The following is a 25418-nucleotide window of genomic DNA, read 5'->3' on the forward strand; positions in this document are numbered from 1 at the left end:
ACGGGCCTGTTTTCTGCTCGCTGGCAGAAGATCAGCGATAGGTGACCTTCTTCACGACCGCGACGGCCTTGTCCGCCGTCACCATCGCGAGCTTCTCGAGGTTCGCCGCGTACGGAAGCGGCACGTCCTCGTTGGTCACGCGCAGCACCGGCGCGTCGAGGTCGTCGAAGCCCTCTTCCATCACGAAAGCGGCGACTTCCGACGCGATCGAGCAGGTGGGCCAGCCTTCCTCGACCACCACGATGCGGTTGGTCTTCTTCAGGCTCTCCAGCACGGTCTGCTTGTCGAGCGGGCGAAGCGTGCGCAGATCGATCACCTCGGCGTCGACGCCTTCCGCTGCCAGCTTCTCGGCGGCTTCCAGGGCCACGCCCACGCCGATCGAGTAGCTCACCAGCGTGACGTCCTTGCCCTCGCGCATGATGCGGGCCTTGCCGATCGGCAGGACGTAATCGTCGAGCTTCGGCACGTCGAAGCTGCGGCCGTACATCAGCTCGTTCTCGAGGAACACGACCGGATCCTGGCTGCGGATCGCCGCCTTGAGCAGGCCCTTGGCATCGGCCGAGTCATAGGGCGCGATCACGATCAGGCCGGGGACGCTGGCATACCAGGGGGCATAGTTCTGGCTATGCTGCGCGCCGACGCGGCTCGCCGAGCCGTTGGGTCCGCGGAACACGATCGGGCAGCGCATCTGGCCCCCGGACATATAGTTGGTCTTGGCCGCCGAGTTGATGATGTGGTCGATCGCCTGCATGGCGAAGTTGAACGTCATGAACTCGATGATCGGCTTCAGGCCGCCCATCGCCGCGCCGGTGCCGACGCCGGCAAAGCCGTACTCGGTGATCGGCGTGTCGATGACGCGCTTGGGACCGAATTCGTCGAGCAGACCCTGGGTCACCTTATAGGCGCCCTGATACTCGGCGACTTCCTCGCCCATCACGAAGATGCGCGGATCGCTCCGCATTTCCTCGGCCATCGCGTCGCGCAGCGCTTCGCGGACCGTGGTCTTCACCATCTCGGTGCCGGCGGGCACGGCGGGATCGGCTGGACGCGTCTTTTCGACGGCGGCGGTCAGCTGGGCGGTGCCGGTTTCCGGTGCCTTGGCGGGCGCCGGGGTCGGCTCGGTCTGCTGGCTGGCCGGGGCCGGCGCGGCGGCGGCGGTCGAGGCGTCCTCGCCCTCGCCCGCGATCATCGCGATCACGGTGCCGACCTTCACGTTGTCCGTGCCCTCGGCAACCAGGATCTTGGCAATCGTGCCTTCGTCGACGGCTTCGAATTCCATCGTCGCCTTGTCGGTCTCGATCTCGGCGAGGATGTCGCCGGATTTCACGACGTCACCTTCCTTGACCAGCCACTTGGCGAGCGTGCCCTCTTCCATGGTCGGCGAGAGCGCCGGCATCTTGAGTTCGATCGCCATCTCAGTAGGTCTCCACCAGCACGTCGGTATAGAGTTCGGCCGGATCGGGCTCCGGCGTCTGTTCGGCGAAGTCCGCCGATTCGTTCACGATCTTGCGGATCTCGGCCTCGAGCGGCTTGAGCTGCTCTTCGGTCACGCCCATCGTCTCGAGCTCGCGCTTCACCGCCTCGATCGGGTCCGACTTGTCGCGGACCGACTGGACTTCCTCGCGGCTGCGATATTTGGCAGGATCGGACATCGAGTGGCCACGGTACCGGTAGGTCTTCATCTCGAGGATGATCGGGCCCTTGCCGGCGCGCACCCAGGCGAGCGCCTCTTCGGCGGCACCGCGGCAGGCGAGAACGTCCATGCCGTCCACCTGGATGCCGGGGATGCGGAAGCTCTCGCCGCGCTTGTACAGCTGGTCCTCGGCCGAGGAGCGGTTGACGCTGGTGCCCATGGCATACTGGTTGTTCTCGATCACGTAGATGATCGGGAGCTTCCACAGCTCGGCCATGTTGAACGATTCGTACACCTGGCCCTGGTTCGCGGCGCCGTCGCCGAAATAGGCCATGGCGACGCCGCCATCCTCGTTATACTTGTGCGCGAAGGCGAGGCCCGTGCCGAGCGAGACCTGCGCGCCGACGATGCCGTGGCCGCCGTAGAACTTCTTCTCGGTCGAGAACATGTGCATCGAGCCGCCCTTGCCGCGCGAGATGCCCGCGCCGCGACCGGTCAGCTCGGCCATGATTACCTTGGGATCGATACCGTAGGCGAGCATGTGGCCATGGTCGCGATAGCCGGTGATCACCGAGTCCTTCTCGCCGTCCAGCGCCGACTGCAGGCCGACCGCAACGGCTTCCTGGCCGATGTAGAGGTGGCAGAAGCCGCCGATGAAGCCGAGGCCGTAGAGCTGGCCCGCCTTCTCTTCGAAGCGGCGGATCAACAGCATCTGCCGATAGAATTCGAGCAGCTGTTCCTTCGAGGCCTTGAACCGTTCCGGTTCGCTGGGCCGCTCGCGATTCGGTACGGCGGGTGGGGTCGGTGCGTTGCGTGCCGGTGCTTTGGCCACGATCAGATATTCCTCATCCGGGGAGGGGAAAGGCGGGTGCCTATACGCGCGTTTTCGCAAAGCTTGCAACCGACGCGCGGGCCAGGCCCACGTTCATCCGCCCTAAGGTGCTCGGCCGTGGCTGGCAACAGGTGCCGCTACGGCGATCACTTCTTGTCGAGCGGGATGATCACTTCGTCGGGGCGGACGACGTTAAGCTGCTTGCGGGCAAGCTCGTCGACCATGTCGGGATCGGCGCCGTGCTTCGGATCGAGCAGATCGACTCGATTCTTGAGCTCGGCACGCTTCTTGTCGAGCAGCGCATAGTCGCGCTGCTTGGCGGCAAGCTCGTGCTGCACTTCCTTGGCGGCGACGATCCCGTTGGGCCCCAGAACCGCGTTATAGGCGAAGAAGCCGATGGCGATCAGCGCCGCAGCGGGAAGCCCCGCGCGGCGCAGCAGCGTGGACATGGGCGAAGCGCGCTTCATGCCCGTGTTTTTCGCTGATCGATCGGCTCTTAGCAAGATTGCGGTTCCTACCTAGGTCAGGCGCGGCGCAGCACCGAACGGCCGGCATAGACCGCCGCGTCGCCCAGCTCTTCCTCGATGCGGATCAGCTGGTTGTACTTGGCGAGCCGGTCCGAGCGCGCGAGGCTGCCGGTCTTGATCTGGCCGCAGTTGGTGGCGACCGCGAGATCGGCGATCGTCGCGTCCTCGGTCTCGCCCGAACGGTGCGACATGACGGCCGTGTAGGACGAGCGCTGGGCAAGGCTGACGGCCTCCAGCGTCTCGGTCAGCGTGCCGATCTGGTTGACCTTCACCAGCAGCGAGTTGGCGGTGCCGCTCTCGATGCCGCGCAGCAGGCGCTCGGGGTTGGTGACGAACAGGTCGTCGCCGACCAGCTGCACCTTGCCGCCGAGCAGGTCGGTCAGCGCCTTCCAACCTTCCCAATCGTCCTCGGCCATGCCGTCCTCGATCGAGAAGATCGGATAGTCGGCGGCGAGCTTCGCCAGGAACTCGGCATTTTCCATCGAGGACAGCGTCTTGCCCTCGCCCACCATCTTGTAGGCGCCGTCCTTGAAGTACTCGGTGGCGGCGCAGTCGAGCGCGAGCATCACGTCGTCACCGGGCTTGTAGCCGGCGGCCTCGATGCTGGTCATGATGAAGTCGAGCGCTTCGGTGGTCGAGGCGATGTTCGGCGCGAAGCCGCCCTCGTCGCCCACGCCGGTCGCCAGACCCTTCTCGTGCAGCTTCTTCTTCAGCGTGTGGAAGATTTCCGAACCGCAGCGCACCGCCTCGACGATGTTCTCGGCGCCGACCGGCACGATCATGAATTCCTGGAAATCGATCGGGTTGTCGGCATGCTCGCCGCCGTTGATGATGTTCATCATCGGCACCGGCAGGACGTGCGCGTTGACGCCGCCGACATAGCGATAGAGCGGCAGCCCGCGCGCATCGGCCGCGGCCTTGGCGGCGGCGAGGCTGACGCCGAGGATGGCGTTGGCGCCCAGGCGGCCTTTGTTGGCGGTGCCGTCCAGCTCGATCATGGTGCGGTCGAGATCGGCCTGATCTTCGGCGTCGAGGCCGAGAACTGCCTCGGCAATCTCTCCGTTCACCGCATCGACGGCGCCTTCGACGCCCTTGCCGAGCCAGCGGGACTTGTCGCCGTCGCGCTTTTCCACCGCCTCATGGGCACCGGTGGAGGCGCCCGAAGGCACGGCGGCCCGGCCGAAGCTGCCATCGTCCAGCAGGACATCCACTTCCACCGTGGGGTTGCCACGGCTGTCGAGAATCTGGCGGGCGTGGACGTCGATGATTGCGGTCACGTCATGGTCTCCGTAACATGTCAGGAATGGGGCGCGCGGTGCCTCTAGCGGTTCGCAAGGGAACTCGCAAACGGGGCCGTTGTTGTTTCGGCGCGACATGGAGGGTTTTTGATCATGGCAGACGAAACGGCCAACATTGCGGGCGATCCGCTCGCAGGCAACATGGGTGAAACCGGCGCGGCAAGCGGCGGCACCGAAGGCGGCACGGGTGCGGAGGGCAGCAGCTTCACGCGCAATGCCTCGGACACGATTCGCGAGGAAGCGGCCAAATACGCCGACCAGGCCAAGGAGCACATCCTCGGCTTCGCCGGCACCGGCAAGGACCGCGCGACCAGCGCGCTCGACGAAGTCGCCGAGATGATGCGCACCGCGGCGGGCGACGTCGATGCAAAGCTCGGCGCGCAGTACGGCCAATACGCCCGCACCGCAGCCGACGGCATCGCCGGCTTCGCGGATTCGCTCCGCGGCAAGGAAGTGAACGAGCTGCTCGACGAAGCGACCGAGTTCGTGAAGAAGAGCCCGGCGATCGCGGTCGGCACCGCGGCGGCGCTCGGCTTCGTGCTGGCGCGCGTGATCAAGTCGGGCATCGAGGCTTCGGGCACGACCACGACAGGCACCGACACCACCGCGGCGGCTCCCAAGGCCAACACGCCGTCGACCGACGACCTCAAGGTCGAACCGGCCGGCTTCGGCAGCGGTTCGTCGGCGTCGCCCGGCACCACCCAGAGCTAAGGACGGGCAGCACAGGGCATGGACGCCCCCCGAACGGAAGACGCCGGCATCGGTGAGCTGATCGGCCAGCTCACCGAAGACGCCAAGGACTATGCCCGCGCCGAGGTCGACTATTTCAAAGCCGTTGCCCAAGCCAAGGTGACCGAAGTCAAGGGCGCGGCGATTGCCGCCGTCCTGGCCCTCGCGCTCGCTTTGGCGGCGGCGATCGGGCTGATCGTCGGCGCGATCCTCACGCTGGCGACCCTGGTCGGCCCCGGCTGGGCAACGCTGATCGTCGTCGGCGTCAGTCTCGTCGTGGCGGCGCTGCTCGGCTGGGCGGCGGCGCGGGGCATCCGCAAGGCGATGGGAGCGCAGGCATGACTTTACCCCGCGATCCCGACGCCGCCCGGGCGCGTGCCCGCGCGGCCCGCGACAAGCTGATGGGAACGGTCGGCACGATCCAGGAACGGCTCAAGCCGCGCAACATCGCGCAGGAAGCGATGGAGAATGCCAAGCAGAGCGTCACCACGATTGCCCGCGAGGGCACCGAGGCGGTGCGCGAACGGCCATGGCTCGCCGCTGCGGTGACGAGCGGCATCGGCCTGGTGCTGGCGCGCGGCTGGATCGTCGACATTTTCCGCAAGGGCAAACACGAAACCGCCGAACCGCCCAAGGGTTCGGACCACAAAGACAGCAATGCAGAAGGATGACGCCATGAGCACCGAAACCGAAACCGGATCGCGCCTCACCGAAAACCCCGCGCTGCTGCTCGTCGGCGGCGTCGCGGTGGGCGTGGTGATCGGCATGCTGCTGCCGCGCTTCGAGCGCGAAAAGGCGGCGCTGGAGCCGATCGGTCGCAAGCTGGCCGACGGCGCCGCCGCCGCGGTGCAGGCCGCCAAGGACAGCGGCCGCGAGCAGATCGAATCGCTGATCCCGAACAGCGACGCCACCAAGGAACGCGTCTCGGCGCTGTTCGGCACGGTGATCGACGCCGCCAAGGACGCGACCTCGAAGCGTTGAGCCGCCTATAAGGGGGTTGAGTGCGATGCTGCAGTGCCGGTAAGGGCTGCGGCATCCCCCCACCCCCAGGAGGCGCAATGAGCAAGCTTCACCTGGTCTTCGGCGGCCGCGTTGCCGATCCGACGACCCTCGATTTCGTCGATCCCTCGAAGCTCGACGTGGTCGGCATCTTCCCCGATTATGCGAGCGCCGAAAAGGCGTGGCGCGCCGCAGCACAGCGCACGGTCGACGATGCCGAGATGCGCTATGTGGTGGTGCACCTCCACCGCCTGCTCGATCCGGACGTCGAGGCCGGCAAGGCCTGATCTCCGGGGCGCGACGCGCACTCGCTTGAGTTCGCGCTCGCCCAAACAATCCTCGTCATCCCCGCGAAGGCGGGGATCCATTGGCGCCGATGTCTCGGCTCTTGCTGCGACGCACAGGCGAATGGATCACCGCCTTCGCGGGGATGACGGTGTTTTTGCTGATATTGCAGTCCGCCCTTTAGGGCAGCGGCGCCAGATCGGGCTCCACGAAGCCGCGCCGTGCTTCCACCGAGAATAGCCGCTTACGGCTGTAGAAGCGCAGCGGCCAGTCGCGTCGGCCCATCGGCGACGCCAGCAAGCCGTTCACCCGCGCGGGCAGATCCCCTTCCCCCGCTTCCGCCAGGAACAGCCGCACCCCCGCAACATAGGCGCGCGTGATCGTGTCGTGATAGCCGCCATGATCGTCGTTGACGCCGCCCAGGCTCTCGTTGAAGCGGCGGATCAAGCCACCGATCTCGGCATCCACATCCACGTCCGGCCGCTCGGTCAGCAGGTACAGGCATGCCGCGAGATGCGCCTCGTGCGTCCAGTCCTCGCGCGACAGGGTGCAGGCGAGCAGCCCCTCCCCGATCCGGACGATCGCCGCGGCGCTGGGGAAGCACCGCGGCGGGAGGTCGGCCGTGTCGCTCAGGCGAGCGCCCGCACTCTGGGTGCAGCGGCGCGGACGCCCTCCTCGACATGATTCTCGAACTGCGCGAAATTCTCGACGAACTGGTCGACCAGCCGCTCGGCGGTGGCGTCATAGTCCGCCTTGTCCGGCCAGGTCTCGCGGGGATCGAGAATCGCCGTGTCCACGCCCGGTACCGCCACCGGCACCTCGAAGCCGAAATAGGGATCGACGCGGAACTCGGCCGTGTTGAGGCTCCCGTCGAGTGCCGCATTGAGCAATGCCCGCGTCGCCTTGATCGGCATGCGGTGGCCCACGCCGTACTTGCCGCCGGTCCAGCCGGTGTTGACCAGCCAGCAGGCGACATTGCCCTCGGCGATCCGCTTCTTGAGCAGATTGCCATAGACCGACGGGTGCCGCGGCATGAACGGTGCGCCAAAGCAGGTGGAGAAGGTCGCCTCGGGCTCGGTAACGCCGATCTCGGTGCCGGCCACGCGCGCCGTATAGCCCGAGAGGAAATGGTACATCGCCTGCTCGGGCGTCAGCCGGGCGATCGGCGGGAGCACGCCATACGCATCGGCGGTGAGGAAGATCATGTTCTTCGGCACCGGTCCGAGATTGTCGGCCGAGGCATTGGGGATGAAGTCGATCGGGTAGGAACCGCGGCTGTTCTCGGCGAGGCTTGCATCGTCGAGATCGAGCGCGCGCGTCTCGGGATCCATCACCACATTCTCCAGCACCGTGCCGAAGCGCTTGGTGGTGGCGAAGATCTCGGGCTCAGCCTCCGGCGACAGGCGGATCATCTTGGCGTAGCAACCGCCCTCGAAGTTGAAGACTGCGGTGTCCGACCAGCCATGCTCGTCGTCGCCGATCAGCGTGCGGCTGGCATCGGCCGACAGGGTCGTCTTACCGGTGCCCGACAGGCCGAAGAAGATCGCGGTGTCGCCTTTGGGGCCGATATTGGCCGAGCAGTGCATCGGCATGATCCCCTGCTCCGGCAGCAGATAGTTGAGCAGCCCGAACACGCTCTTCTTCATCTCGCCGGCATAGGCGGTGCCGCCGATCAGGATCAGCTTGTCGGTGAAATTCACCGCGATCACCGTCTCGCCGCGGGTGCCGTGGCGTGCAGGATCGGCACGGAAGCTCGGCAGGTCGATGATTGTGTATTCCGGCACGAACTCCGCCAGCGCCTCGGCTTCGGGGCGCACCAGCAGCGTGCGGATGAACAGATTGTGCCAGGCCAGCTCGTTGATCACCCGCACCCGCACGCGATGTTCGGGCTGCGAGCCGCCATAAAGGTCCTGCACGAACAGTTCGTCGCGCTTGCCCAATTCGGCGAGGAAATCGGCCTTGAGCGCGGCGAAATGCGCGGGCGTCATTGCCTGGTTGGTCTTGCCCCACCAGACGCTGGTCTCGGTCTCGGCATCGCGGACGATGAACTTGTCCTTCGCCGAGCGCCCGGTATGCTTTCCCGTAGCAACCACCAGCGGACCTTCGGCGGCCAGGTTGCCCTCGCCGCGACGGATCGCGTGCTCGACCAGCGGCGCGGTAATCAGGTTCCAGTGGAGCGTTGCCGATGTGGCAATACCCTGCTCGCCAAGACCATGGCGCGACTGACGCATGTTCAAACCACCCTCCTCAACCATTGTCGCGCTATTTATATGACAAAGCAGATCATTGTCTTGCCGCGCAACTTTATTTCGACTCGTCTCCTGACATGCAGGCGCGGAGGGGGTCAATCCGGGTAAGCGTTGTCGGTCGGTTGAGGCGGAAGAAACTTTGGTCTAACGGGTGTCGATGCTGATTTTGCGCCAGCCCCGGGTAGCAGGATGACCGCCACGATCGCGCTGGTCGATGACGACCGCAACATCCTCACCTCGGTATCGATCGCGCTCCAGACGGAGGGCTTCCTCACCCGCGTCTATTCGGACGGCGAAAGCGCGCTCAAGGCGTTGATCGAGAACCCGCCCGAACTGGCGGTGCTCGACATCAAGATGCCGAAGATGGACGGGCTGGAGCTGCTCCGCCGCCTGCGCGAGAAAAGCCAGATCCCGGTGATCTTCCTCACCAGCAAGGACGACGAGCTGGACGAGGCGCTGGGCCTGGCGATGGGCGCGGACGATTACATCGCCAAGCCCTTCTCGCAGCGGCTGCTGATCGCCCGCATCCGCGCGATACTGCGCCGCACGGAGACGCCGGTGCCCGTCGTCGAAGGCGCGGCCCCGGCCGAGCCCGCCGAGGCACTCGAGCGCGGCCGCCTGAGCATGGACCCGGCGCGCCACAAGGTCACCTGGGGCGGCGTCAACGTGACCCTTACGGTCACCGAATTCCTGATTCTGGAAACGCTCGCCCAGCGCCCGGGCATCGTCAAGACGCGCAACCAGCTGATGGACGCGGCCTATCAGGACGACATCTATGTCGACGATCGCACGATCGACAGCCACATCAAGCGCGTCCGCCGCAAGTTCCGGCAGGTAGACCCGGAGTTCGACGCGATCGAGACGCTGTATGGCGCGGGCTATCGCTTCTCGGATGAATGACGAGCGCGACCTGGCGCTGCGATGGTCGGGCCGGGTCAGCCTCACGCCGCGGATCCTGGCGGTTAACATCTTCGCGCTGGCGCTGCTGTGCGGCGGCTTCTTCTACCTCGACAGCTATCGCAGCCGCATCGTCGACAGCCGCGTCGAGCAGACCAGCCGCGAGGTGCGGCTGATCGCGCAGGCGCTGGCCTCGGCCACCGACAAGCGCCGCGACCTGCTGGTGCTCAGCCTCGCCCGCGACATGGGCACGCGCATCCGCCTCTACGATCCACAGGGCAAGCTGCTCAGCGACAGCCGCGAACTCGGCCTGCGCAACCTGGTGCTGCGCGATCCGGACAAGGATCCGGTAGGCCAGACCATCGCGCGCTTCCTCGATGCGGTGATCGACAAGGTCGCCGGCGCCGACCGCGCGCCCTTGTACCGGGAACACGCCCGCGATGCCGGGCTCGACTGGCCGGACGTGAAGACCGCGCTGGAAACCCACGCCGCCGCCGCGTCGGTCTGGCGCGCCCCCGATCGCACTCCTGTGATCACCGCGGCGGCGCCAATCACCGGGCTTGGCGTGGTGATGACCGCCTCCAACGCCCGCGACATCACCCAGACGGTGCGGATCGAGCGCTACCGGCTCGGCGTCGTGCTCGCGATCGTCTCGCTGGTCTCGGTGCTGCTCTCGCTGTTCCTCGCCCGCACCATCGTGCGCCCGCTGCGGCGGCTGGCGCTGGCGGCGATCCGCGTGCGGCTGGGCCGGGCCCGCGAAGTGGTGGTGCCCCGCCTGCCAGAGCGGCGCGACGAGATCGGCATGCTCGCCCGCGCGCTCTCGGACATGAGCGGGGCACTGCGCGCCCGCATCGACGCGACCGAAACCTTCGCCGCCGACGTGACCCACGAGCTGAAGAACCCCCTCGCCTCGCTCCGCTCCGCCGTCGAGGGGCTGTCGAACGTCAAGGATCCCGCCTTGCGCGACCAGCTGCTCGATATCGTCCGCGACGACGTCCATCGGCTCGACCGGCTGATCACCGACATTTCGGAGGCCTCGCGCATCGACGCCCAGCTCAGCCGCACCACCTTCGAGCCGTTCGATCTGGGCGCGTTGATCGCCGCACTGATCGGTCAGCGCGAGACGCGCGGCGTGCCTGGGGAAATCCGCCTCCGCTTCGATCGCCCGCGCGGGCAATCGATGGAAGTGATGGGGGATCCGACCCGGCTGGAACGCGTGTTCGAGAACCTCATCGAGAACGCCCTGTCCTTCTCGCCCCCCGGCGGGCTGATCGCCATCTCGGCGCAGGAGGAAGACGAGATGCTCGCCGTCTGGGTGGAGGATGAAGGCCCCGGCGTGCCCGAGGAAGCGCGCGAGGCGATCTTCCGCCGCTTCCACTCGGTCCGCCCCTCGGCCGAGGCGTTCGGCCAGCATTCCGGCCTCGGGCTTGCCATTGCCCGCACCATCGTCGAAGGCCATCAGGGAAGCATCATCGTGGAATCGCGGGAGGATCGATCGCAGGGCGCACGCTTCGTGGTGCGGCTGCCCTTGGCGGCCCGCGCATGAGCCCGCCCGTCGACCCGCCCGCGCTCCCGGCAGCCTATAACGAGAGCACCATGCAACGGCGTCGCCCCAAACACATTCTGCTCGTCACCGGCATGTCGGGTGCCGGCAAGTCGACCGTGCTGCGCACGCTCGAGGATCTCGGCTGGGAGGTGGTCGACAACCTCCCCCTCCTCCTCCTCAACCGCCTGCTCGATACCGCGCCCGGCGCGGACGGCGGCGACGACGAGCGCCCGCTGGCCCTCGGCCTCGGCACGCAGACGCGTGGCTTCGACGCCGAGAGCATCGTCCAGCGCATCAAGAAGCTGCGCGAGGACCAGGGGCTCGACGTCGGCACGCTGTTCCTCGAATGCAGCGGCGCCGAGCTGATCCGCCGCTTCTCCGAGACCCGTCGCCGCCACCCGCTGGCGCAGGACCGCCCCGCCGAGGACGGCATCGCCCGCGAGCGCGAGCTGCTCGGCCCCCTGCGCCGCTGGGCCAACCGGCTGATCGACACCAGCGACATGAAGGCGAACCAGCTGTCCCAGACGATCCGCGGGATCTTCTCGGCGGATGGCGGCAAGACCACCTTCAGCGTCACCTCCTTCGGCTTTTCCCGCGGGCTGCCGCGCGATGCCGATCTCGTCCTCGACATGCGCTTCCTGCGCAATCCGCACTGGGACCCGGTGCTTCGTCCCGGCACGGGACTCGATGCCGACGTCTCCGCCTATATCCAGGCCGACCCGGCCTATGATGCCGCCATGGCGCAGATCGAGTCGCTGCTGCTGCTCCTCCTCCCCCGCTACCAGGCGGAGGGGAAGGCCTATGTGACGATCGCGTTCGGCTGCACCGGCGGGCGACATCGCTCGGTCCATGTCGCCGAACGGATGGCCCGCCGGTTGCGCGACGAAGGATTTTCGCCCACGGTGACGCACAGAGATTTGCAGACCGCGCCACAGGACTCCCTGGAGGGGGCGCCGGTGTCCATGGCTAGGGGCGGAGAATAGAATGATCGGGTTGGTGCTCGTGACGCACGGACGACTCGCCGAGGAGTTCGTCGTCGCGATGGAACATGTGGTGGGGAAACAGGAGCAGGTCGCCGCGATCTGCATCGGCCCCGAGGATGACATGGAGGGCCGCCGCGCCGATATCGCCGCCGCCATCGGCGCGGTCGATTCGGGCGAAGGCGTGATCGTGCTGAGCGACCTGTTCGGCGGCACCCCCTCCAATCTCGCCATCTCGCTGATGAAGGCCGGCAAGGTCGAGGTGATCGCCGGCATCAGCCTGCCGATGCTGATCCGCCTCGGCAGCGCCCGCAAGACCATGTCCGTCACCGACGCGGTGCTCGCCGCGCGCGACGCCGGCCGCAAATATGTGACGGTCGCGTCGGAAATGCTGGGGCCGCCGCAATGAGCCGGGTGTCGCGCGAGGTCCTCATCGAGAACCAGCGTGGCCTCCACGCCCGCGCCAGCATGGCGTTCGTCACGCTCGCCAGCACCCAGCCCTGCGAGCTCACCGTCGAGAAGGACGGCAACAGCGCCGCCGGCACCTCGATCCTCGACCTGATGATGCTCGGCGCGGCGAAGGGCGACACGATCACCATCTGGGCCGAAGGCGACGGCGCGGACGGCGCGGTGCAGGCGCTGGTGGAACTGGTCGAGGCGCGGTTCAACGAGGAGTGAGGATCTCTTCTTAAGCCCCTCCTCCTGGGAGGAGGGGTTTGGGGGTGGAGGGATGCCAGACCAGAAGTTGGTCTCTGCGAGACACAGCCCCACCCCAACCCCTCCCCTGAAGGGGAGGGGCTAAGCACCACCCCCAACTAGCCCCCGCCCCCATCCCGCCCTATAGCGGCCCGATGCCACGCGAAATCACCGCCTACTCGAACCCCCTCATCAAGCGCATCCGCAACCTGCGCGACAAGCGCCACCGCCGCGAAGAGGGGCTGTTCCTCGCCGAGGGCCTGCGCATCCTCACCGAAGCGCGCGAGGCCGGCCGGATCCCAGAATACCTCTTCTACACCGCCGAGAGCGCCCGCCACCCGCTGGTCACCGCGCTCGTCACCGCCACCGAGCGCCAAGGCGGCGAGGCGATCGAGACCAATGCCGACATCCTCTCGAAGCTCTCCGGCAAGGACAATCCGGGCGCGGTCGTCGGCGTCTATCCGGAGTTCGCGCTGGACCTCGCCGCGATCGACCGCAGCACCGCGCCGCTCTGGCTGGTCGCCGAGCGGCTGCGCGATCCCGGCAATCTCGGCACCATCCTGCGCACCGGCGACGCGGTGGGCGCCGGCGGGCTGATCCTGCTCGACGACTGCGTCGATCCCTTCTCGGTCGAGGCGGTGCGCGCGAGCATGGGCGCGCTGTTCACCGTCCCCGTCGCCCGCGCCCGCTGGGAGGCGTTCGAGCCCTGGCTGCGCGCCGGCCCCGGCCAGCTCGTCGGCCTCAGCCTCGATACCGACCACGATTATCAGGCCCCGCGCTACGCCGCGCCGACCTTCCTGCTCACCGGCAACGAGGCGCAGGGCATGCCGCCGCATATGGAAGCCGCCTGCGATCTGCTGGTAAAGATCCCCATGCTCGGCAAGGCAGACAGCCTCAATGCGGCAGTGGCAACGGCGGTGATGGCCTATGAAGTACGCAACCAGTTCCGGCGGGGGTGAGGACGTGGGGGTGATGCCGTTTCGCCCGTGTCCCCCTCACCCTTCCGCGCCTTCGGCGCTCCCTCCCTCTCCCACAAGGGGAGAGGGAGCAGTACGCCATCTCTCCCTCTCCCCTTGTGGGAGAGGGAAGGGGCCCGCTGCCGGAGGCAGCGGGAAGGGTGAGGGGGACACGGGCTGGAAAAAAACCGCCGCCGCCCTCCTCGCCCTGACCCTCCTCACCCCCCTCCGCGCCCTCGCGCAGCAAACCGAACCCCCACCCCGCGAAGCCCCGCGCCCCGAAACCCCGCGCTTCGACGCCGAGGAACAACGCCTCCTCGGCGACTGGCGGATCACCGGTGTCGCCGGCCACCCGACGGTGCCCGGCAGCCACGCGCGGCTGAAGCTGGAGGGGCTGCGGATCAGCGGCTATACCGGCTGCAACGCGCTGGGCGGCAACTACCGGGTGGAGCGCGGCTACCTCACCACTGGCGGCGTGATCACCACCCGCCGTGCCTGCTCGGCGGCGCTGATGCGGCAGGAAGCGGCGCTGCTGGCGCTGCTCGACCAGCGCCTGGCGGTCCAGCAAAGCCATCGCGGCCGGCTGCTGCTGACCGGGCGGGATGCGAAGACGCTGGTGTTGGTGCGAACACCCGAATAAATTTGTGTCTGATCTTCAGGACCAATTTGCGATGAAACTATTGAACGCACGCGTCATCGGGTTTCAATCTTTTGAAGACTCCGGAAACATTACCTTTTTAGACGGAATCAACCTCTTCGTTGGCCAAAACAACTCGGGCAAAAGTGCCTTTTTGAGGGCCCTGCAACCTTCGCTCGCCGACGATAGGCATCGCTGCAAGGAGAAGTGGCAGGATTTTTTGCTTCCTCTTCCCAGAGTTAGATTAAAACTACAGTATTCTGGCGAGGAACTGAAGGAAGCTCTACTTCAAAGAGGTGTTAACGAGGTTTACATTCCAATTCCCGACGGACAAAGCTGCCAAGCTCATGTGACAGAAATATTAAGTACTCAATATATCACTACCGAAGTTACGAGCGAACCCAATAGAGACTTTAGTGCTGATTATCCCAGCCATGGACTGTTCACACCTAACGATCAGTCGAAATATTTCGCCATTTCTCGAGCTAGCGGAGGCAATTTAAACTTCGCCCCGTCTTACGGGATGAATGACACTGTACCATCAGTGTTGAATGAGATTTGGTCCAGGAAGATGTTCTATTTCTCAGCAGAACGAATGAATGTTGGAACATCATCAGCAGAACCGGCTCAACGACTAGCCGACAATGCAAGGAACCTACCTAGCGTACTCTTAACATTGAACGGAGATCGCGGAACACTATTCCAGCGACTCGTCGGCCATGCTCGCGAAGTGTTCTCTACAATTGGCAATTTAAGTATAAGGCCAGTTGGTGGCGGCGCAGTCGAGATCCGTGTTTGGCCGACGGAGTCAATGGAGCATGTAGAGCTCAGCTTCCCATTACTTAACAGCGGCACTGGTATTTCGCAGGTTTTGTCTATCCTCACGGCGGTCATGACAGTAGAAAACGCCGTAATAATGATTGACGAAATCAATAGCTTTTTACACCCTGCAGCAGTCAAGTCACTTATCAGAATACTGAAAACTCAATATAGCAGCCACCAGTATATAATATCCACTCACGCGCCCGAAGTAATAAGTTTCAGCGACCCAAAAACAATAAATCTTGTTAGCAGAGTGAATTATAATTCAAAGGTTAAACAATTAGAAGTAGAACAAGTAGAATCATTAAAAGAGATTGCCGACAACCTTGGCGTATCAATGACAGATGTATTCGCCGCCGACAATATTATATGGGTAGAAGGGCCCACGGAAGAGTTGTGCTTCCCGTATCTATTTGAATCCCTATGCGGAAAAGCCCTACCCCGCGGAACTATCTTCACTTCAGTGGTAGCAACGGGAGACTTCATCTCAAAACGTCGAGACAAGGAACTAATATATCAAATTTATGAAAAGCTTAGTGGGGCGGCGTCGCCATTAGTGAGAAATGTTACTTTCAGTTTTGATAGCGAAGATTTGTCGGCCTCTGATAAAGAGGACATGATTAGGATGTCACGTGGTCGGCTACATCTTCTTCCTAGAAGGCATCTTGAGTGCTACGTACTTAATCCGGAAGCGCTGGCGCGTTTTCTAAATCAGAAGTGCGGGGAAGAAGTTACTGATGGCACTCGCGTCGCAAGCATGCTGCAATCTTTGTCAGAAAATGAAAGGTTTATTGTACCAGAATTTGATGGCGATCTAGAGAATAGTTCGTGGCTTTCGAGAGTGGACGCAGCGAACTTGATCGCGACCGCCTGCACCACGCTATCTGATCACCGCGTAAATTTTCGAAAGAAAGGCGACACCTTAGAACTTCTAAAATTTGTTGCAGAAATCGCGCCGCATCAAATATTGGAGCTTCGCAAATACGTTGAAAGCCTCGTTGGATCGACGGCGGGCGGATGAGTATCCTCACTCCGCCGCAGCCGCTTCCTCCACCTCGCCCCCATCCGGCGCCGGCAGTTCCGCCGTCGGTGCCCGCGCGATCACGTCGACCGTGTCGATCGCGTCCAGCGCGCTGTTGCCGGTATCCACGTTGAGTGCCTGGAAGCGCCGCGCGGAGACCATCACCCGGCCCTCGAAGCTCGCGACGAACTTGTTGTAATTCTCCACCGCGCTGTTCAGCCCGCCGCCGACGCGCTTGAGGTGGCCCGCCGCCGTCGCCAGCCGCTCGTACAGCTCCTTGCCCAGCTTGCCGACCTCGCGAGCGTCCTCGGTCAGCTTCTGCTGGCGCCACATCGACGCGACGGTGCGGGCGAGCGGCAAGAAGGCCGAGGGGCCGGCGATGATCACCCGGTTGCGCGCCGCGCGCTCCCACAGCTCCATGTCCACTTCCAGCGCGCTCGACAGGAAATTGTCGCCGGGGATGTACATGATCACGAAATCGGGCGCCTTTTCGAACTGCGCCCAATAGGCCTTGCGCGACAGCGCATCGGCATGGGTGCTCATCGCCTTGGCGTGCGCCTTCAGCGCGGCGGTGCGCTCCTCGGCGCTGGTCGCCTCGGCCGCCTGGAGATAGCCGTCGAGCACACACTTCACGTCGACGATCAGCTGCTGGTCGCCCGGCAGGCGGATGATGAAGTCCGGCCGCAGCATGCCGTCCTCGGTGGTGACCGAGACTTCGGCGGCGAAATCGACATGGCCGGAAAGCCCGGCGATCTCGATCAGGTTGCGGAACTGCTGCTCGCCCCAGCGGCCGCGCGTCTTGGGCGCGGCGCGCAGAGCGTTGACCAGCTTGGAGGTTTCCGCGCGCGTCTCGCCCAGCCCGGCCTGTACGGCGCTGATCGCCTCGCGCAGCTGGCCATAGCTGTCGTTGCGGTCCTTCTCGACGCGGTGCAGCCCTTCCTCATAGCGCTTGAGCGTGGTGTCGATCGGCTGGAGCAGCGTGCGCAGCCGCTCCTCGTTCTTCTCGCCCGCCTGGTGGAAGCGCGCCTCGGCGCGTTCGAGGAAGGCGCGCTGCGTCTCGTCGAGCATCTTGGCGGCGGATTCGCGGAACTGGCCGGCCATCATCTCGCGCGCGTTGACGAATTCGGTCAGCCGCTCCTCGAAGGCGCCGGCCTTGGCCTTGAGCTCGGCCAGCTCGATGCGGGCGGCATCGCGCTCGTTGCGGAGCATCGCGGCTTCCTCGCGCAGGCGGGGGAGCTGGGCGACGCGTTCCTCGGCCATGGCGAGATCGGTGATGGCGGCCTTGAAATCGGCCTCGCGCCGAGCGCTCTCCGCCCGCGCCTCGCTCGTCCCGCGCGCGCCGATCAGCCAGCCGACCACCACGCCCACAACCAGGGCAACCATCACAAAGGCAACGACGAACGGATCCAACACCAAATCTCCCGGGAACAGGACGCGAACTTACCTGTGTGGGAACGGGGCCGCAAGGGCGGGCGCGGTCGGTTCGGCGCGGGATTCTTGTTTCGCGCGGAGGCGCAGAGAGCGCAGGGGGAAAGAGAAGAATTGTTTCACGCGAAGGCGCGAAGGCGCGGAGGCTTTGGATCGCCGGCGGCGTGCGCCGCTTTTCAAACGGCGGTCAGTGTTGGTCGCAGGCAAGGGCGAGCCGCTGCGCGGCAGCACGACCCGTCTTCGCGCCTCCGCGCCTCCGCGTGACACAATAATACCTTTGGTCACGCCGACGCGCGAAGCGAGCGCGTCCCCTCTGCGCTCTCTGCGCCTCTGCGCCTCTGCGCCTCTGCGCGAGACGACCTTCGCGTCTTCGCGCCTTCGCGTGAAATCAAAAAAAGCCCGACAGCCCTCAGGCCGCCTTGCGGGCCTTGTTGAGCTTCTTCATCAGCATGTCGCGCTTGAGCCGCGAGAGATGGTCGAGGAACACGATGCCCTCCAGATGGTCCATCTCGTGCTGGATGCAGGTGGCGAGCAGACCCTCGAAGAGCTCGTCATGCGCCTCGCCCTTCTCGTCCAGCCAGGTCACGCGGCAACGCGCGGGGCGCTCGACATCGGCGAACTGGTCGGGGACGGACAGGCAGCCCTCGGTATAGACCGAAACTTCCTCGGCCGGCTCGTGGATCTCGGGGTTGATGAAGACGCGCGGGTGCCGGATCGGCTTGCCCTCTTCGTCCTCTTCCTCCTGCAGGTCCATGACGATCAGGCGCTTGGGCACGCCCACCTGGATAGCGGCGAGGCCGATGCCCGGCGCATCGTACATGGTGTCGAACATGTCGCCGATCAGCGTGCGAACGTCGTCATCGACCGCCTCGACAGGGGTGGAAACGAGACGCAGACGCGGATCGGGTACTTCGACGATAGGGAGGATGGCCATCGCCTAAATTTAGGAGAGGCGCCCCCCAGCGTCAAGCAACCGGCCGCCGCGCGCGGAGCGCCTGGGCCAGCGTGCCCTCGTCGAGATAGTCGAGTTCGCCCCCCACCGGCAGGCCATGGGCGAGCTGGGTAACCCGGATCGAGAAGGATTCCAGGCGCTCGGAGACATAGTGCGCGGTGGTCTGGCCCTCGAGCGTAGCGTTCATCGCGAGGACGACCTCGTCGATGCCGCCCGCCCCCACGCGGCGGACCAGCGCGTCGATGCGGAGATCCTCGGGCCGCACCCCGTCGAGCGCGGAGAGCTTGCCGCCCAGCACATGGAAGCGCCCGGGGAACAGCCGCGCGCGGTCCAGCGCCCAGAGGTCGGCGACTTCCTCCACCACGCAGAGCGATCGATCGTCCCGGCGCGGGTCGGCGCAGATCGCGCAAGGGTCGTGCGTGTCGACATTGCCGCAGATGTGGCAGGTGGTGAGCTTCTGGCTGACCGCGCTGAGCGCCGCGAGCAGCGGGTCGAGCGTCGTCTCGCGCTTCTTCAGCAGATGGAGCACCGCCCGCCGCGCCGATCGCGGCCCGAAACCGGGCAGCCGCGACAGGGCCTGGGTCAGCGCTTCGATTTCGGGAGAGGCCATGTGCGACACATAGGGGCTTGCATGCGCGCCTGCCAAGCGGTTGAGGGGGGCATGATGCGCATCGTCTTCATGGGAACCCCCGATTTCGCCGTACCGGTGCTCGACGCCCTGGTGGAAGCCGGGCACGACATCGCCGCCGCCTACAGCCAGCCGCCCCGCCCCGGCGGCCGGCGCGGCAAGGTGCTGACCCCTTCCCCGGTCCATGCCCGCGCCGATGCGTTGGGGATCGAGGTACGCACCCCGCTCAGCCTCAAGGGCGCGGAGGAGCAGGCGGCGCTGGCGGCGCTCGAGGCCGATGTCGCGGTGGTCGCGGCCTATGGCCTGATCCTGCCCAAGGCAGTGCTGGCGGCGCCGCGGCTGGGGTGCCTCAACGTCCATGGCTCGCTGCTCCCCCGCTGGCGCGGCGCGGCGCCGATCGAGCGGGCGATCCTTGCGGGGGATGCGGAGACCGGCGTTGGCATCATGCAGATGGAGGCGGGACTCGATACTGGCCCGGTGCGACTGGAGGGCCGCACCCCGATCGACCGCAAAACCGCCGGCGAGCTGCGCGCCGAGCTGAGCGCGACGGGCGCGCGACTGATGGTGGAGGTGCTGGCGGACTTCGAGCGCCACCCTGCGGTGCCGCAACCGGAAGACGGCATCACCTATGCGTCCAAGATCGAAAAGGCCGAGGCGCGGCTCGATTTCACCCGCAGCGCAGTGGAGGTCGAGCGGGCGGTGCGCGCGTTCAACCCCGCGCCTGGCGCCTTCTTCGAACTGAACGGCGAGCGCTTCCGCGTCCATGCCGCCGAACTGGTCGACGCGACCGGCCCCGCGGGCACCGTGAGCGACGACCTGCTGATCCATTGCGGCGAAGGCGCGATCCGCCCGACATCCGTCCAGCGCGCCGGCCGCGGCGTGATGACCGTGGCCGAACTGCTGCGCGGCTTCCCCATCCCCGCAGGAACGCAGCTTTGACGCGCTTTGCCCTGACGGTGGAGTTCGACGGCCGCCCCTTCATGGGCTGGCAGCGACAGGACCACGGCCCCAGCGTCCAGCAGACGATCGAGGACGCCGCCTATGCCGTGACCGGGGAGGACGCAGTGGTTCATGCCGCCGGCCGCACCGATGCTGGCGTGCACGGGTTGGCGATGCGCGCGCATGTCGACATCGCCAAGCCGATAGCGCCCTTCCGGCTGATGGAAGCGCTCAACGCCCGCATGCGGCCTCACCCCGTGGCAATTTTGGCCTGCGAGGAAGTCGCCGAGGATTGGCACGCGCGTTTTTCGTGCCTTAGCCGGCATTATGAATATCGGATTGTAACGCGTCGGGCACCGCTGACCTGGGAAAAGGGCCTCGCCTGGCGCTTATCCGAACCGCTGGACGTGCCCGCGATGCAGGCCGGGGCGGCCTTCCTGGTAGGCCGCCACGACTTCACCACCTTCCGCTCGGCGCATTGTCAGGCCGATAGCCCTGTGCGCACCCTCGATCGGCTGGACGTGGTGCAGGCGGGCGACCGGATCAGCGTGTTCGCTTCGGCACGGTCGTTCCTGCACCATCAAGTGCGCTCGATGGTCGGCTGCCTGTCGCTGGTCGGCCAATGCAAATGGGCGCCGGAGGATGTGCGCGAGGCGCTGGAGGCGTGCGACCGGACGAGGCTGGGACTCAACGCCCCGCCCGATGGCCTGTTTTTCTTGAGGGCAGAATATCCTAGCGCGTGAACTTAGCCGCCAGCTCGACATGGGTGGACCAGCGAAACTGCCCCACGGGCTGCACCCATTCGAGCCGATAGCCACCCTTGCACAAGATCTCCGCATCGCGCGCGAAGGTGCTCGGATTACAGGAAACATAGGCCAGAATCGGCGACTTGGAACCGGCGAGTTCACCCACCTGCTCGCGCGCACCCGCGCGTGGCGGATCAAGCACCACCGCATCAAACCGGTCCAACTCGGCGGTAGTGAGCGGCCGACGGAACAAGTCGCGATGATCGCCGAACACCTGGCGGACGGCCGCGCTCGCTGCCGCCTTCAGCGACAGGATCGCGTCGCGTGCGGCCTCGCCGGCATAGACCCGCGCCTGCTCCAGCGCGAAGGTAAAGGTGCCTAGCCCGGCGAACAGGTCCGCAACGGTTCCCGCCTCGCCCACGATCTCGCGGACTGCCGCCGCGAGCGCCGCTTCGCCCTCGGGCGTGGCTTGGAGGAAGCTGCCGCTCGGCAGCGGCACCGCGACGCCGCCCAGCGTGATCGTCACCGGCAGCGGCTCCCAGCGCGCGGCGGGCCCGAAGCCTTCGTCGATGGCGAAGCGGGCAAGCTTTTCAGCTTCGGCAAAGGCGGTGATCGCCTCGGCTGCCTCTAGCCCCTGCGGGTCGATCCCCTCGACGAGCACGTCCCGCCCTTGGTCGCTCAGCGCCAGATGGACGTTCACCCGCCGCGCATCGGGCAGCAGCGTCGCGAACAGCCGCCGCAGCGGCCCGAGCAGCGCGAACAGCTCGGGCGCGAGCACATGGCATTCGGTCAAATCGATCAGCTTGTGGCTGCCTGCCTCGGTAAAGCCGATCCGCACCTGCTTGCCGCGTCGTTCGGCATGGAGCGTCGCCCGGCGGCGCGTGCGCGGGGGCGAGAGCAAGGGCGTGCGGATCTCCGTTTCCAGTCCCTGGGCTGCCAGCGCGGTCCGCACGCGCTCGGCGAGGAAGTGGCTCCACGCAGCATCGTCGAGATGCTGGAGCTGGCAGCCGCCGCAGCTCGGGAAATGGCGGCAGGGCGGTGTCTGGTGGTGCGGGCCGAAGCGGATGGCACCATCCTCGCCGACCCAGTCGCCGGGCGCGGTGAGCGGGAAATGCCGGCCGTCGCTGGTCACCCCATCGCCCCGCGCCGCGACCCGCACCACTTCCACTTCGCTCACAGACATTCCGAACACGCTTTTGCCAGTTGAGCGACGAGCTGATCGGCGAAAAAAGCCGGCCCTGCAAGCTGCGCCGCGCGGCCGTGGAGCCAGACGGCTGCCGCCGCCGGATCGACCCCGCTGCCGCCCTGCCCGATCTGCGCCCCGAGCACGCCCGCGAGTACGTCGCCGGTGCCTGCCGTCGAGAGCCAGGGCGAGGCGCCGGCCAACACGCGAACGCTGCCGTCAGGACCCGCGATTACCGTGTCCCCGCCCTTGTGGATCACCGTCGCGCCGCTCGCGGCCGCCGCCTGCAGCGTGCGGTCGATCTTGCTGCCCTCACCGCTGAACATCCGGTCGAACTCGCCCCCGTGAGGCGTGATCCACACCGGCGCCTCGCGCGCGGCCAGCGTCGCCGCCGCTCCGGTTCCAAGCAGGCTCAGCGCGTCCCCATCCAGCACCAGCGGCTTGTCGGCGGCGAGCCCTGCCCGCAGGAATGCCTCGGCACGACGGTCGCGACCGAGGCCGGGGCCCAGCACGATAGCATCGATGCGGTCGCTGGCGAGGAAATCGGCGAGGTCGTCGGCGTCGTCGATGGTCCGGCGGACCAGCGCGTCGGGTGCAGGCCCCGCCGGCTCCGGCCCCGCGAGCATCACGTAACCCGCGCCGCTTGCCATCGCCGCCCGAGCCGCCAGCCGACCTGCGCCCGGCATCGCGCCTTCCACCACCGCAACCAGTCCGCGGCTATATTTGTGGCTCTGCGGTCCCGGCGTCTCCAGCTGCGGGCGACCAACGGTGTGCCAGGCGGAATCGATCGGGATACCGATATCGGCGAGCAGCACATGGCCGCAGCGCGACAGCCCGTCGCCGAGCACATGCACCGGCTTGAGCGCGCCAAGCGCCACGGTGGCGTTCACGCCGCGCGGCGCGCCCAGCTCGTCGCCGCTGTCGGTGTCCATGCCAGACGGCAGATCGATCGCGAGGGTGAAGTCCGCCCCGCGCACCAGTTCGCCCAGCACGGCGGCAATGCTGCGTTCCAGTGGGCGGGTAACGCCGATCCCGAACAGCCCGTCGATCACCACCGGCCGCACGGGCGCGCCGTAGAGCGAGGTGGTCGGCCCGGTCCAGCGCGCGTGCATCCGCTCGGCCGCGCCGGGCTTGGGCGCGCCCGAAGCGGCGACCAGCACGTCGAGGTCGGCCTCGCGCAAAAGCCGAGCAACTACATAGGCATCGCCGCCATTATTGCCGGGGCCTGCGAGCACCAGCGCCGGCCGCCCCATGGCAAAACGCACCGCCTCGCGGGCTACCGCGGCACCGGCGCGCTCCATCAGTTCGTCCTGGGAAACGCCGCGCGCGAAGACCGCCTCCTCGGCGGCTCGCATTGCGTCGGCAGTGAGGATGGGGGCGCCGGGCGGGATCATGGTCCCGCTGTAACGCCCTTGCCCGCAAGGCGATAGCGCATCCCGCCGATCGTTACTTCGGTTGCGTTCGCGGCGTGGGTCACGGTCGCGACCTCGGCACCGTCCGCCGCGGTGATCACATTGCCCTGAACCTGCAGCCGCCGGAAACCGCCATCCGGGTGGTGCAGGATCAGCACCGCACCGTCGCGCTCCACGGTGCAGACCGGCAGCAGCGTCTCGCCGACCGGACCGCACGCGACCGTCTCGCCCGCTTGTGCAGCGGGCTGCGACACCGGATCGGCACCGCAGCCCGCCACAAGCAGCAACGCGAGGAGACTAGATGTCCGCGTAGACATGGCGCTCGGCCTTGGCGCCGGGGTGCGTCACCGCGCCCTGATAGGCCGGGCCGACATTCTGCGAATAGCGGTAGAGCGCGCCCGACTGATAGTCGTTCACCCGCGGCTGCCAGCGGGCGCGGCGCTCGGCCAGCACGTCCTCGGGCACGTCGAGGTCGATCGTACCCGCCTCGGCATCGATGCGGATCGTGTCGCCATCCTCGACCAGCGCGATCGGGCCGCCCTCGGCCGCCTCGGGGCCGACATGGCCGATGCAGAAGCCGCGGGTGCCGCCCGAGAAGCGGCCGTCGGTGATCAGCGCCACCTTCTCGCCCATGCCGAGGCCGTAGAGCGCCGCGGTGGTCGACAGCATCTCGCGCATGCCCGGACCGCCCTTCGGCCCTTCATAGCGGATGATGATGACTTCGCCTTCGTTGATCTGGCGATGCTCCACCGCCTGGAAGGCATCCTCCTCGCAGTCGAACACCCGCGCCGGGCCGGTGAACTGCAGCCGGTGCATGCCCGCGACTTTCACGATCGCGCCTTCGGGTGCCAGCGAGCCGCGCAGGCCGACGACGCCGCCCGTCGGGGTGATCGGCGTCTTCACGTCGTAGATCACCTTCTGGTCGGGGTTCCAGGTGACCTGGTCGATATTCTCGCCCAGCGTCTTGCCCGTCACGGTCATGCAACTGCCGTCGAGCAGGCCGTTGGTAAGCATCGTCTTCATCAGCATGTAGACGCCGCCCGCCGCGTGCATATCCTTGGCGACATACTTCCCACCTGGCTTCAGGTCGGCGATATAAGGCGTTGATTTGAAAGCCTCGGCAACATCGTGCAGGTCGAACTCGATACCTGCTTCATTGGCCATCGCCGGCAGGTGCAGCGCCGCGTTGGTCGAGCCGCCGGTTGCCGCCACGACGCGCGCGGCGTTGATGAAGGCCGCGCGCGTCGCGATGTCGCGCGGGCGCAGATTCATCTCGAGCAGGTTCATCACCTGGTGCCCCGCCGCGATCGCGATCTCTTCACGGCTCTTGTACGGAGCAGGCACCATATTGCTGTTCGGCAAGGACAATCCCATTGCCTCGCCGACGCACGCCATGGTGTTGGCAGTGAACTGGCCGCCGCAGGCGCCGTGGCCCGGGCAGGCGACCTTCTCGAGCGCGGTGAGGTCCTTGAGCGGGCAGTTGCCGGCGGCGAACTTGCCCACCGCTTCGAACACGTCGACCACGGTGACGTCGCGGTCCTCGAACCGGCCCGGCAGGATCGAGCCGCCATAGACGAAGATCGAGGGAATATTGAGGCGAAGCATCGCCATCATCATGCCCGGCAGCGACTTGTCGCAGCCGGCGAACGCCACCAGCGCGTCATAGCAATGGCCGCGCACGCTGAGCTCGACCGAATCCGCGATCACCTCGCGGCTGACCAGCGAGGACTTCATCCCCTGATGGCCCATGGCAATGCCGTCGGTCACCGTGATGGTGTTGAACCGGCGCGGCATGCCGCCATTGGCGATCACGCCTTGACGGGCGGCATCGGCCTGGAAATCGAGGGTGGTGTTGCACGGCGCGCTGTCATTGCCGGCGCTCGCCACGGCGACGAACGGCTTGGCGATATCCTCCTCGGGAATCCCCATGGCATAGTAATAGCTGCGGTGAGGCGCACGCTCGGGCCCCACGGAAACGTGGCGGCTGGGGAGCTTGGATTTGTCGAATCGGTTGGTCATGGCG

General features: G+C 66.3%; 28 protein-coding genes. 15 read left to right on the forward strand and 13 right to left on the reverse strand.

What is annotated here, in order from left to right; genetic code table 11:
* Positions 1–31: 31 nt before the first annotated feature.
* From BM009_RS07625 to eno, 4 genes are all read right to left on the reverse strand, one after another.
* Entirely contained in the window at positions 32–1414 is a 1383-nt protein-coding gene (locus tag BM009_RS07625) for a pyruvate dehydrogenase complex E1 component subunit beta (RefSeq protein WP_093295165.1), read from the reverse strand.
* 1 nt (position 1415) lies between these two features.
* Positions 1416–2465, reverse strand: a complete 1050-nt coding sequence (gene pdhA, locus BM009_RS07630) for a pyruvate dehydrogenase (acetyl-transferring) E1 component subunit alpha (protein ID WP_019367919.1) — start codon at positions 2463–2465, stop codon at positions 1416–1418.
* 146 nt (positions 2466–2611) lie between these two features.
* On the reverse strand, positions 2612–2914 hold the full coding sequence (locus BM009_RS07635; protein WP_175487941.1) for an FtsB family cell division protein: 303 nt from the start codon (positions 2912–2914) through the stop codon (positions 2612–2614).
* Positions 2915–2988: 74 nt separating this feature from the next.
* A complete protein-coding gene (gene eno / locus BM009_RS07640) occupies positions 2989–4269 on the reverse strand; it encodes a phosphopyruvate hydratase (protein WP_093295168.1) in 1281 nt (426 codons plus the stop codon).
* 114 nt (positions 4270–4383) lie between these two features.
* On the opposite strand from eno, the gene BM009_RS07645 reads away from it, so the two are divergent.
* From BM009_RS07645 to BM009_RS07665, 5 genes are all read left to right on the forward strand, one after another.
* A complete protein-coding gene (locus tag BM009_RS07645; RefSeq protein ID WP_093295169.1) occupies positions 4384–5001 on the forward strand; it encodes a hypothetical protein in 618 nt (205 codons plus the stop codon).
* Between the two features lie 18 nt (positions 5002–5019).
* Positions 5020–5361: a phage holin family protein gene (locus BM009_RS07650; RefSeq protein ID WP_093295171.1), complete on the forward strand. Its 342-nt coding sequence runs from the start codon at positions 5020–5022 to the stop codon at positions 5359–5361.
* The gene (locus tag BM009_RS07655; RefSeq protein WP_093295173.1) at positions 5358–5690 is read left to right on the forward strand and encodes a DUF3618 domain-containing protein; all 333 of its coding nucleotides are present in this window, start codon (positions 5358–5360) and stop codon (positions 5688–5690) included. Before BM009_RS07650 ends, BM009_RS07655 begins: the two co-directional genes overlap by 4 nt.
* Positions 5691–5694: 4 nt before the next feature.
* Positions 5695–6000 carry a hypothetical protein gene (locus BM009_RS07660; protein ID WP_093295801.1) on the forward strand — a complete coding sequence of 102 codons (306 nt, stop codon included), beginning with the start codon at positions 5695–5697 and terminating at the stop codon, positions 5998–6000.
* A 77-nt stretch (positions 6001–6077) separates the two neighbouring features.
* Positions 6078–6305 carry a DUF4170 domain-containing protein gene (locus tag BM009_RS07665; RefSeq protein WP_093295174.1) on the forward strand — a complete coding sequence of 76 codons (228 nt, stop codon included), beginning with the start codon at positions 6078–6080 and terminating at the stop codon, positions 6303–6305.
* Between the two features lie 178 nt (positions 6306–6483).
* On the opposite strand, the gene BM009_RS22930 is transcribed toward BM009_RS07665, so the two are convergent.
* Together BM009_RS22930 and BM009_RS07675 are read right to left on the reverse strand one after the other, a co-directional pair.
* Positions 6484–6777 carry a hypothetical protein gene (locus BM009_RS22930; RefSeq protein WP_254772192.1) on the reverse strand — a complete coding sequence of 98 codons (294 nt, stop codon included), beginning with the start codon at positions 6775–6777 and terminating at the stop codon, positions 6484–6486.
* Between the two features lie 155 nt (positions 6778–6932).
* Positions 6933–8534: a phosphoenolpyruvate carboxykinase gene (locus BM009_RS07675; RefSeq protein ID WP_093295177.1), complete on the reverse strand. Its 1602-nt coding sequence runs from the start codon at positions 8532–8534 to the stop codon at positions 6933–6935.
* A gap of 207 nt (positions 8535–8741) precedes the next feature.
* Here BM009_RS07675 and BM009_RS07680 point away from each other — a divergent pair, with 207 nt between their 5' ends.
* From BM009_RS07680 to BM009_RS07715, 8 genes are all read left to right on the forward strand, one after another.
* Complete coding sequence (locus BM009_RS07680) at positions 8742–9452, forward strand: response regulator transcription factor (protein ID WP_093295179.1); 711 nt, start codon at positions 8742–8744, stop codon at positions 9450–9452.
* Positions 9445–10995 carry a sensor histidine kinase gene (locus BM009_RS07685; RefSeq protein WP_254772193.1) on the forward strand — a complete coding sequence of 517 codons (1551 nt, stop codon included), beginning with the start codon at positions 9445–9447 and terminating at the stop codon, positions 10993–10995. Before BM009_RS07680 ends, BM009_RS07685 begins: the two co-directional genes overlap by 8 nt.
* A gap of 50 nt (positions 10996–11045) precedes the next feature.
* Positions 11046–11978 carry an RNase adapter RapZ gene (rapZ, locus tag BM009_RS07690; RefSeq protein ID WP_093295802.1) on the forward strand — a complete coding sequence of 311 codons (933 nt, stop codon included), beginning with the start codon at positions 11046–11048 and terminating at the stop codon, positions 11976–11978.
* Between the two features lies 1 nt (position 11979).
* Positions 11980–12384, forward strand: coding sequence for a PTS sugar transporter subunit IIA (locus BM009_RS07695; RefSeq protein WP_010544989.1), 405 nt, complete (start codon positions 11980–11982; stop codon positions 12382–12384).
* Positions 12381–12653: an HPr family phosphocarrier protein gene (locus BM009_RS07700; protein ID WP_093295182.1), complete on the forward strand. Its 273-nt coding sequence runs from the start codon at positions 12381–12383 to the stop codon at positions 12651–12653. The genes BM009_RS07695 and BM009_RS07700 overlap by 4 nt, the downstream gene beginning before the upstream one ends.
* Before the next feature lie 173 nt (positions 12654–12826).
* Positions 12827–13630 (forward strand): TrmH family RNA methyltransferase, encoded by an 804-nt coding sequence (locus BM009_RS07705; RefSeq protein ID WP_093295183.1) that lies wholly within the window; start codon positions 12827–12829, stop codon positions 13628–13630.
* A gap of 13 nt (positions 13631–13643) precedes the next feature.
* Positions 13644–14267, forward strand: a complete 624-nt coding sequence (locus BM009_RS23135) for an META domain-containing protein (protein WP_302847362.1) — start codon at positions 13644–13646, stop codon at positions 14265–14267.
* A 31-nt stretch (positions 14268–14298) separates the two neighbouring features.
* Positions 14299–16107: an ATP-dependent nuclease gene (locus BM009_RS07715; protein WP_175487942.1), complete on the forward strand. Its 1809-nt coding sequence runs from the start codon at positions 14299–14301 to the stop codon at positions 16105–16107.
* 6 nt (positions 16108–16113) lie between these two features.
* On the opposite strand, the gene BM009_RS07720 is transcribed toward BM009_RS07715, so the two are convergent.
* The 3 genes from BM009_RS07720 to recR all read right to left on the reverse strand — a co-directional run bounded on the left by BM009_RS07720 (position 16114) and on the right by recR (position 19097).
* The gene (locus BM009_RS07720; RefSeq protein WP_175487973.1) at positions 16114–17517 is read right to left on the reverse strand and encodes a DNA recombination protein RmuC; all 1404 of its coding nucleotides are present in this window, start codon (positions 17515–17517) and stop codon (positions 16114–16116) included.
* A gap of 427 nt (positions 17518–17944) precedes the next feature.
* A complete protein-coding gene (gene def / locus BM009_RS07725; protein ID WP_093295186.1) occupies positions 17945–18469 on the reverse strand; it encodes a peptide deformylase in 525 nt (174 codons plus the stop codon).
* Between the two features lie 31 nt (positions 18470–18500).
* Entirely contained in the window at positions 18501–19097 is a 597-nt protein-coding gene (gene recR, locus BM009_RS07730) for a recombination mediator RecR (protein ID WP_093295805.1), read from the reverse strand.
* A gap of 54 nt (positions 19098–19151) precedes the next feature.
* On the opposite strand from recR, the gene fmt reads away from it, so the two are divergent.
* Positions 19152–20054 (forward strand): methionyl-tRNA formyltransferase, encoded by a 903-nt coding sequence (gene fmt, locus BM009_RS07735; protein ID WP_093295807.1) that lies wholly within the window; start codon positions 19152–19154, stop codon positions 20052–20054.
* A complete protein-coding gene (gene truA / locus BM009_RS07740; protein ID WP_093295188.1) occupies positions 20051–20797 on the forward strand; it encodes a tRNA pseudouridine(38-40) synthase TruA in 747 nt (248 codons plus the stop codon). Before fmt ends, truA begins: the two co-directional genes overlap by 4 nt.
* Here the strand turns inward: truA and BM009_RS07745 are convergent.
* From BM009_RS07745 to ilvD, 4 genes are read right to left on the reverse strand one after another with little or no spacing between them, the layout of a single operon-like run.
* On the reverse strand, positions 20787–21977 hold the full coding sequence (locus BM009_RS07745) for a class I SAM-dependent RNA methyltransferase (protein ID WP_175487974.1): 1191 nt from the start codon (positions 21975–21977) through the stop codon (positions 20787–20789). The genes truA and BM009_RS07745 overlap by 11 nt on opposite strands.
* Complete coding sequence (locus BM009_RS07750) at positions 21974–23377, reverse strand: NAD(P)H-hydrate dehydratase (protein WP_093295191.1); 1404 nt, start codon at positions 23375–23377, stop codon at positions 21974–21976. Before BM009_RS07750 ends, BM009_RS07745 begins: the two co-directional genes overlap by 4 nt.
* The gene (locus BM009_RS07755) at positions 23374–23712 is read right to left on the reverse strand and encodes a hypothetical protein (RefSeq protein WP_254772195.1); all 339 of its coding nucleotides are present in this window, start codon (positions 23710–23712) and stop codon (positions 23374–23376) included. The genes BM009_RS07750 and BM009_RS07755 overlap by 4 nt, the downstream gene beginning before the upstream one ends.
* Positions 23693–25414 carry a dihydroxy-acid dehydratase gene (gene ilvD / locus BM009_RS07760; RefSeq protein WP_093295192.1) on the reverse strand — a complete coding sequence of 574 codons (1722 nt, stop codon included), beginning with the start codon at positions 25412–25414 and terminating at the stop codon, positions 23693–23695. Before ilvD ends, BM009_RS07755 begins: the two co-directional genes overlap by 20 nt.
* Between the last annotated feature and the right edge of the window lie 4 nt (positions 25415–25418).

Origin of the sequence: Sphingomonas sp. NFR04 (assembly GCF_900114095.1) — a bacterium.
Taxonomy (GTDB): Bacteria; Pseudomonadota; Alphaproteobacteria; order Sphingomonadales; family Sphingomonadaceae; genus Sphingomonas.

Coding starts and splice junctions, on each gene's coding strand:
- BM009_RS07755 (WP_254772195.1), bottom strand. CDS start 23,712: ATGTCTACGCGGACATCTAGTCTCCTCGCGTTGCTGCTTGTGGCGGGC.
- BM009_RS07635 (WP_175487941.1), bottom strand. CDS start 2,914: ATGTCCACGCTGCTGCGCCGCGCGGGGCTTCCCGCTGCGGCGCTGATC.
- BM009_RS07625 (WP_093295165.1), bottom strand. CDS start 1,414: ATGGCGATCGAACTCAAGATGCCGGCGCTCTCGCCGACCATGGAAGAG.
- BM009_RS07660 (WP_093295801.1), top strand. CDS start 5,695: ATGAGCACCGAAACCGAAACCGGATCGCGCCTCACCGAAAACCCCGCG.
- BM009_RS07715 (WP_175487942.1), top strand. CDS start 14,299: ATGAAACTATTGAACGCACGCGTCATCGGGTTTCAATCTTTTGAAGAC.
- BM009_RS07700 (WP_093295182.1), top strand. CDS start 12,381: ATGAGCCGGGTGTCGCGCGAGGTCCTCATCGAGAACCAGCGTGGCCTC.
- BM009_RS07675 (WP_093295177.1), bottom strand. CDS start 8,534: ATGCGTCAGTCGCGCCATGGTCTTGGCGAGCAGGGTATTGCCACATCG.
- BM009_RS07695 (WP_010544989.1), top strand. CDS start 11,980: ATGATCGGGTTGGTGCTCGTGACGCACGGACGACTCGCCGAGGAGTTC.
- BM009_RS07665 (WP_093295174.1), top strand. CDS start 6,078: ATGAGCAAGCTTCACCTGGTCTTCGGCGGCCGCGTTGCCGATCCGACG.
- BM009_RS07650 (WP_093295171.1), top strand. CDS start 5,020: ATGGACGCCCCCCGAACGGAAGACGCCGGCATCGGTGAGCTGATCGGC.
- BM009_RS07645 (WP_093295169.1), top strand. CDS start 4,384: ATGGCAGACGAAACGGCCAACATTGCGGGCGATCCGCTCGCAGGCAAC.
- rapZ (WP_093295802.1), top strand. CDS start 11,046: ATGCAACGGCGTCGCCCCAAACACATTCTGCTCGTCACCGGCATGTCG.
- BM009_RS07705 (WP_093295183.1), top strand. CDS start 12,827: ATGCCACGCGAAATCACCGCCTACTCGAACCCCCTCATCAAGCGCATC.
- ilvD (WP_093295192.1), bottom strand. CDS start 25,414: ATGACCAACCGATTCGACAAATCCAAGCTCCCCAGCCGCCACGTTTCC.
- BM009_RS07685 (WP_254772193.1), top strand. CDS start 9,445: ATGAATGACGAGCGCGACCTGGCGCTGCGATGGTCGGGCCGGGTCAGC.
- BM009_RS07655 (WP_093295173.1), top strand. CDS start 5,358: ATGACTTTACCCCGCGATCCCGACGCCGCCCGGGCGCGTGCCCGCGCG.
- BM009_RS23135 (WP_302847362.1), top strand. CDS start 13,644: ATGCCGTTTCGCCCGTGTCCCCCTCACCCTTCCGCGCCTTCGGCGCTC.
- fmt (WP_093295807.1), top strand. CDS start 19,152: ATGCGCATCGTCTTCATGGGAACCCCCGATTTCGCCGTACCGGTGCTC.
- BM009_RS07680 (WP_093295179.1), top strand. CDS start 8,742: ATGACCGCCACGATCGCGCTGGTCGATGACGACCGCAACATCCTCACC.
- def (WP_093295186.1), bottom strand. CDS start 18,469: ATGGCCATCCTCCCTATCGTCGAAGTACCCGATCCGCGTCTGCGTCTC.
- recR (WP_093295805.1), bottom strand. CDS start 19,097: ATGGCCTCTCCCGAAATCGAAGCGCTGACCCAGGCCCTGTCGCGGCTG.
- BM009_RS07750 (WP_093295191.1), bottom strand. CDS start 23,377: ATGATCCCGCCCGGCGCCCCCATCCTCACTGCCGACGCAATGCGAGCC.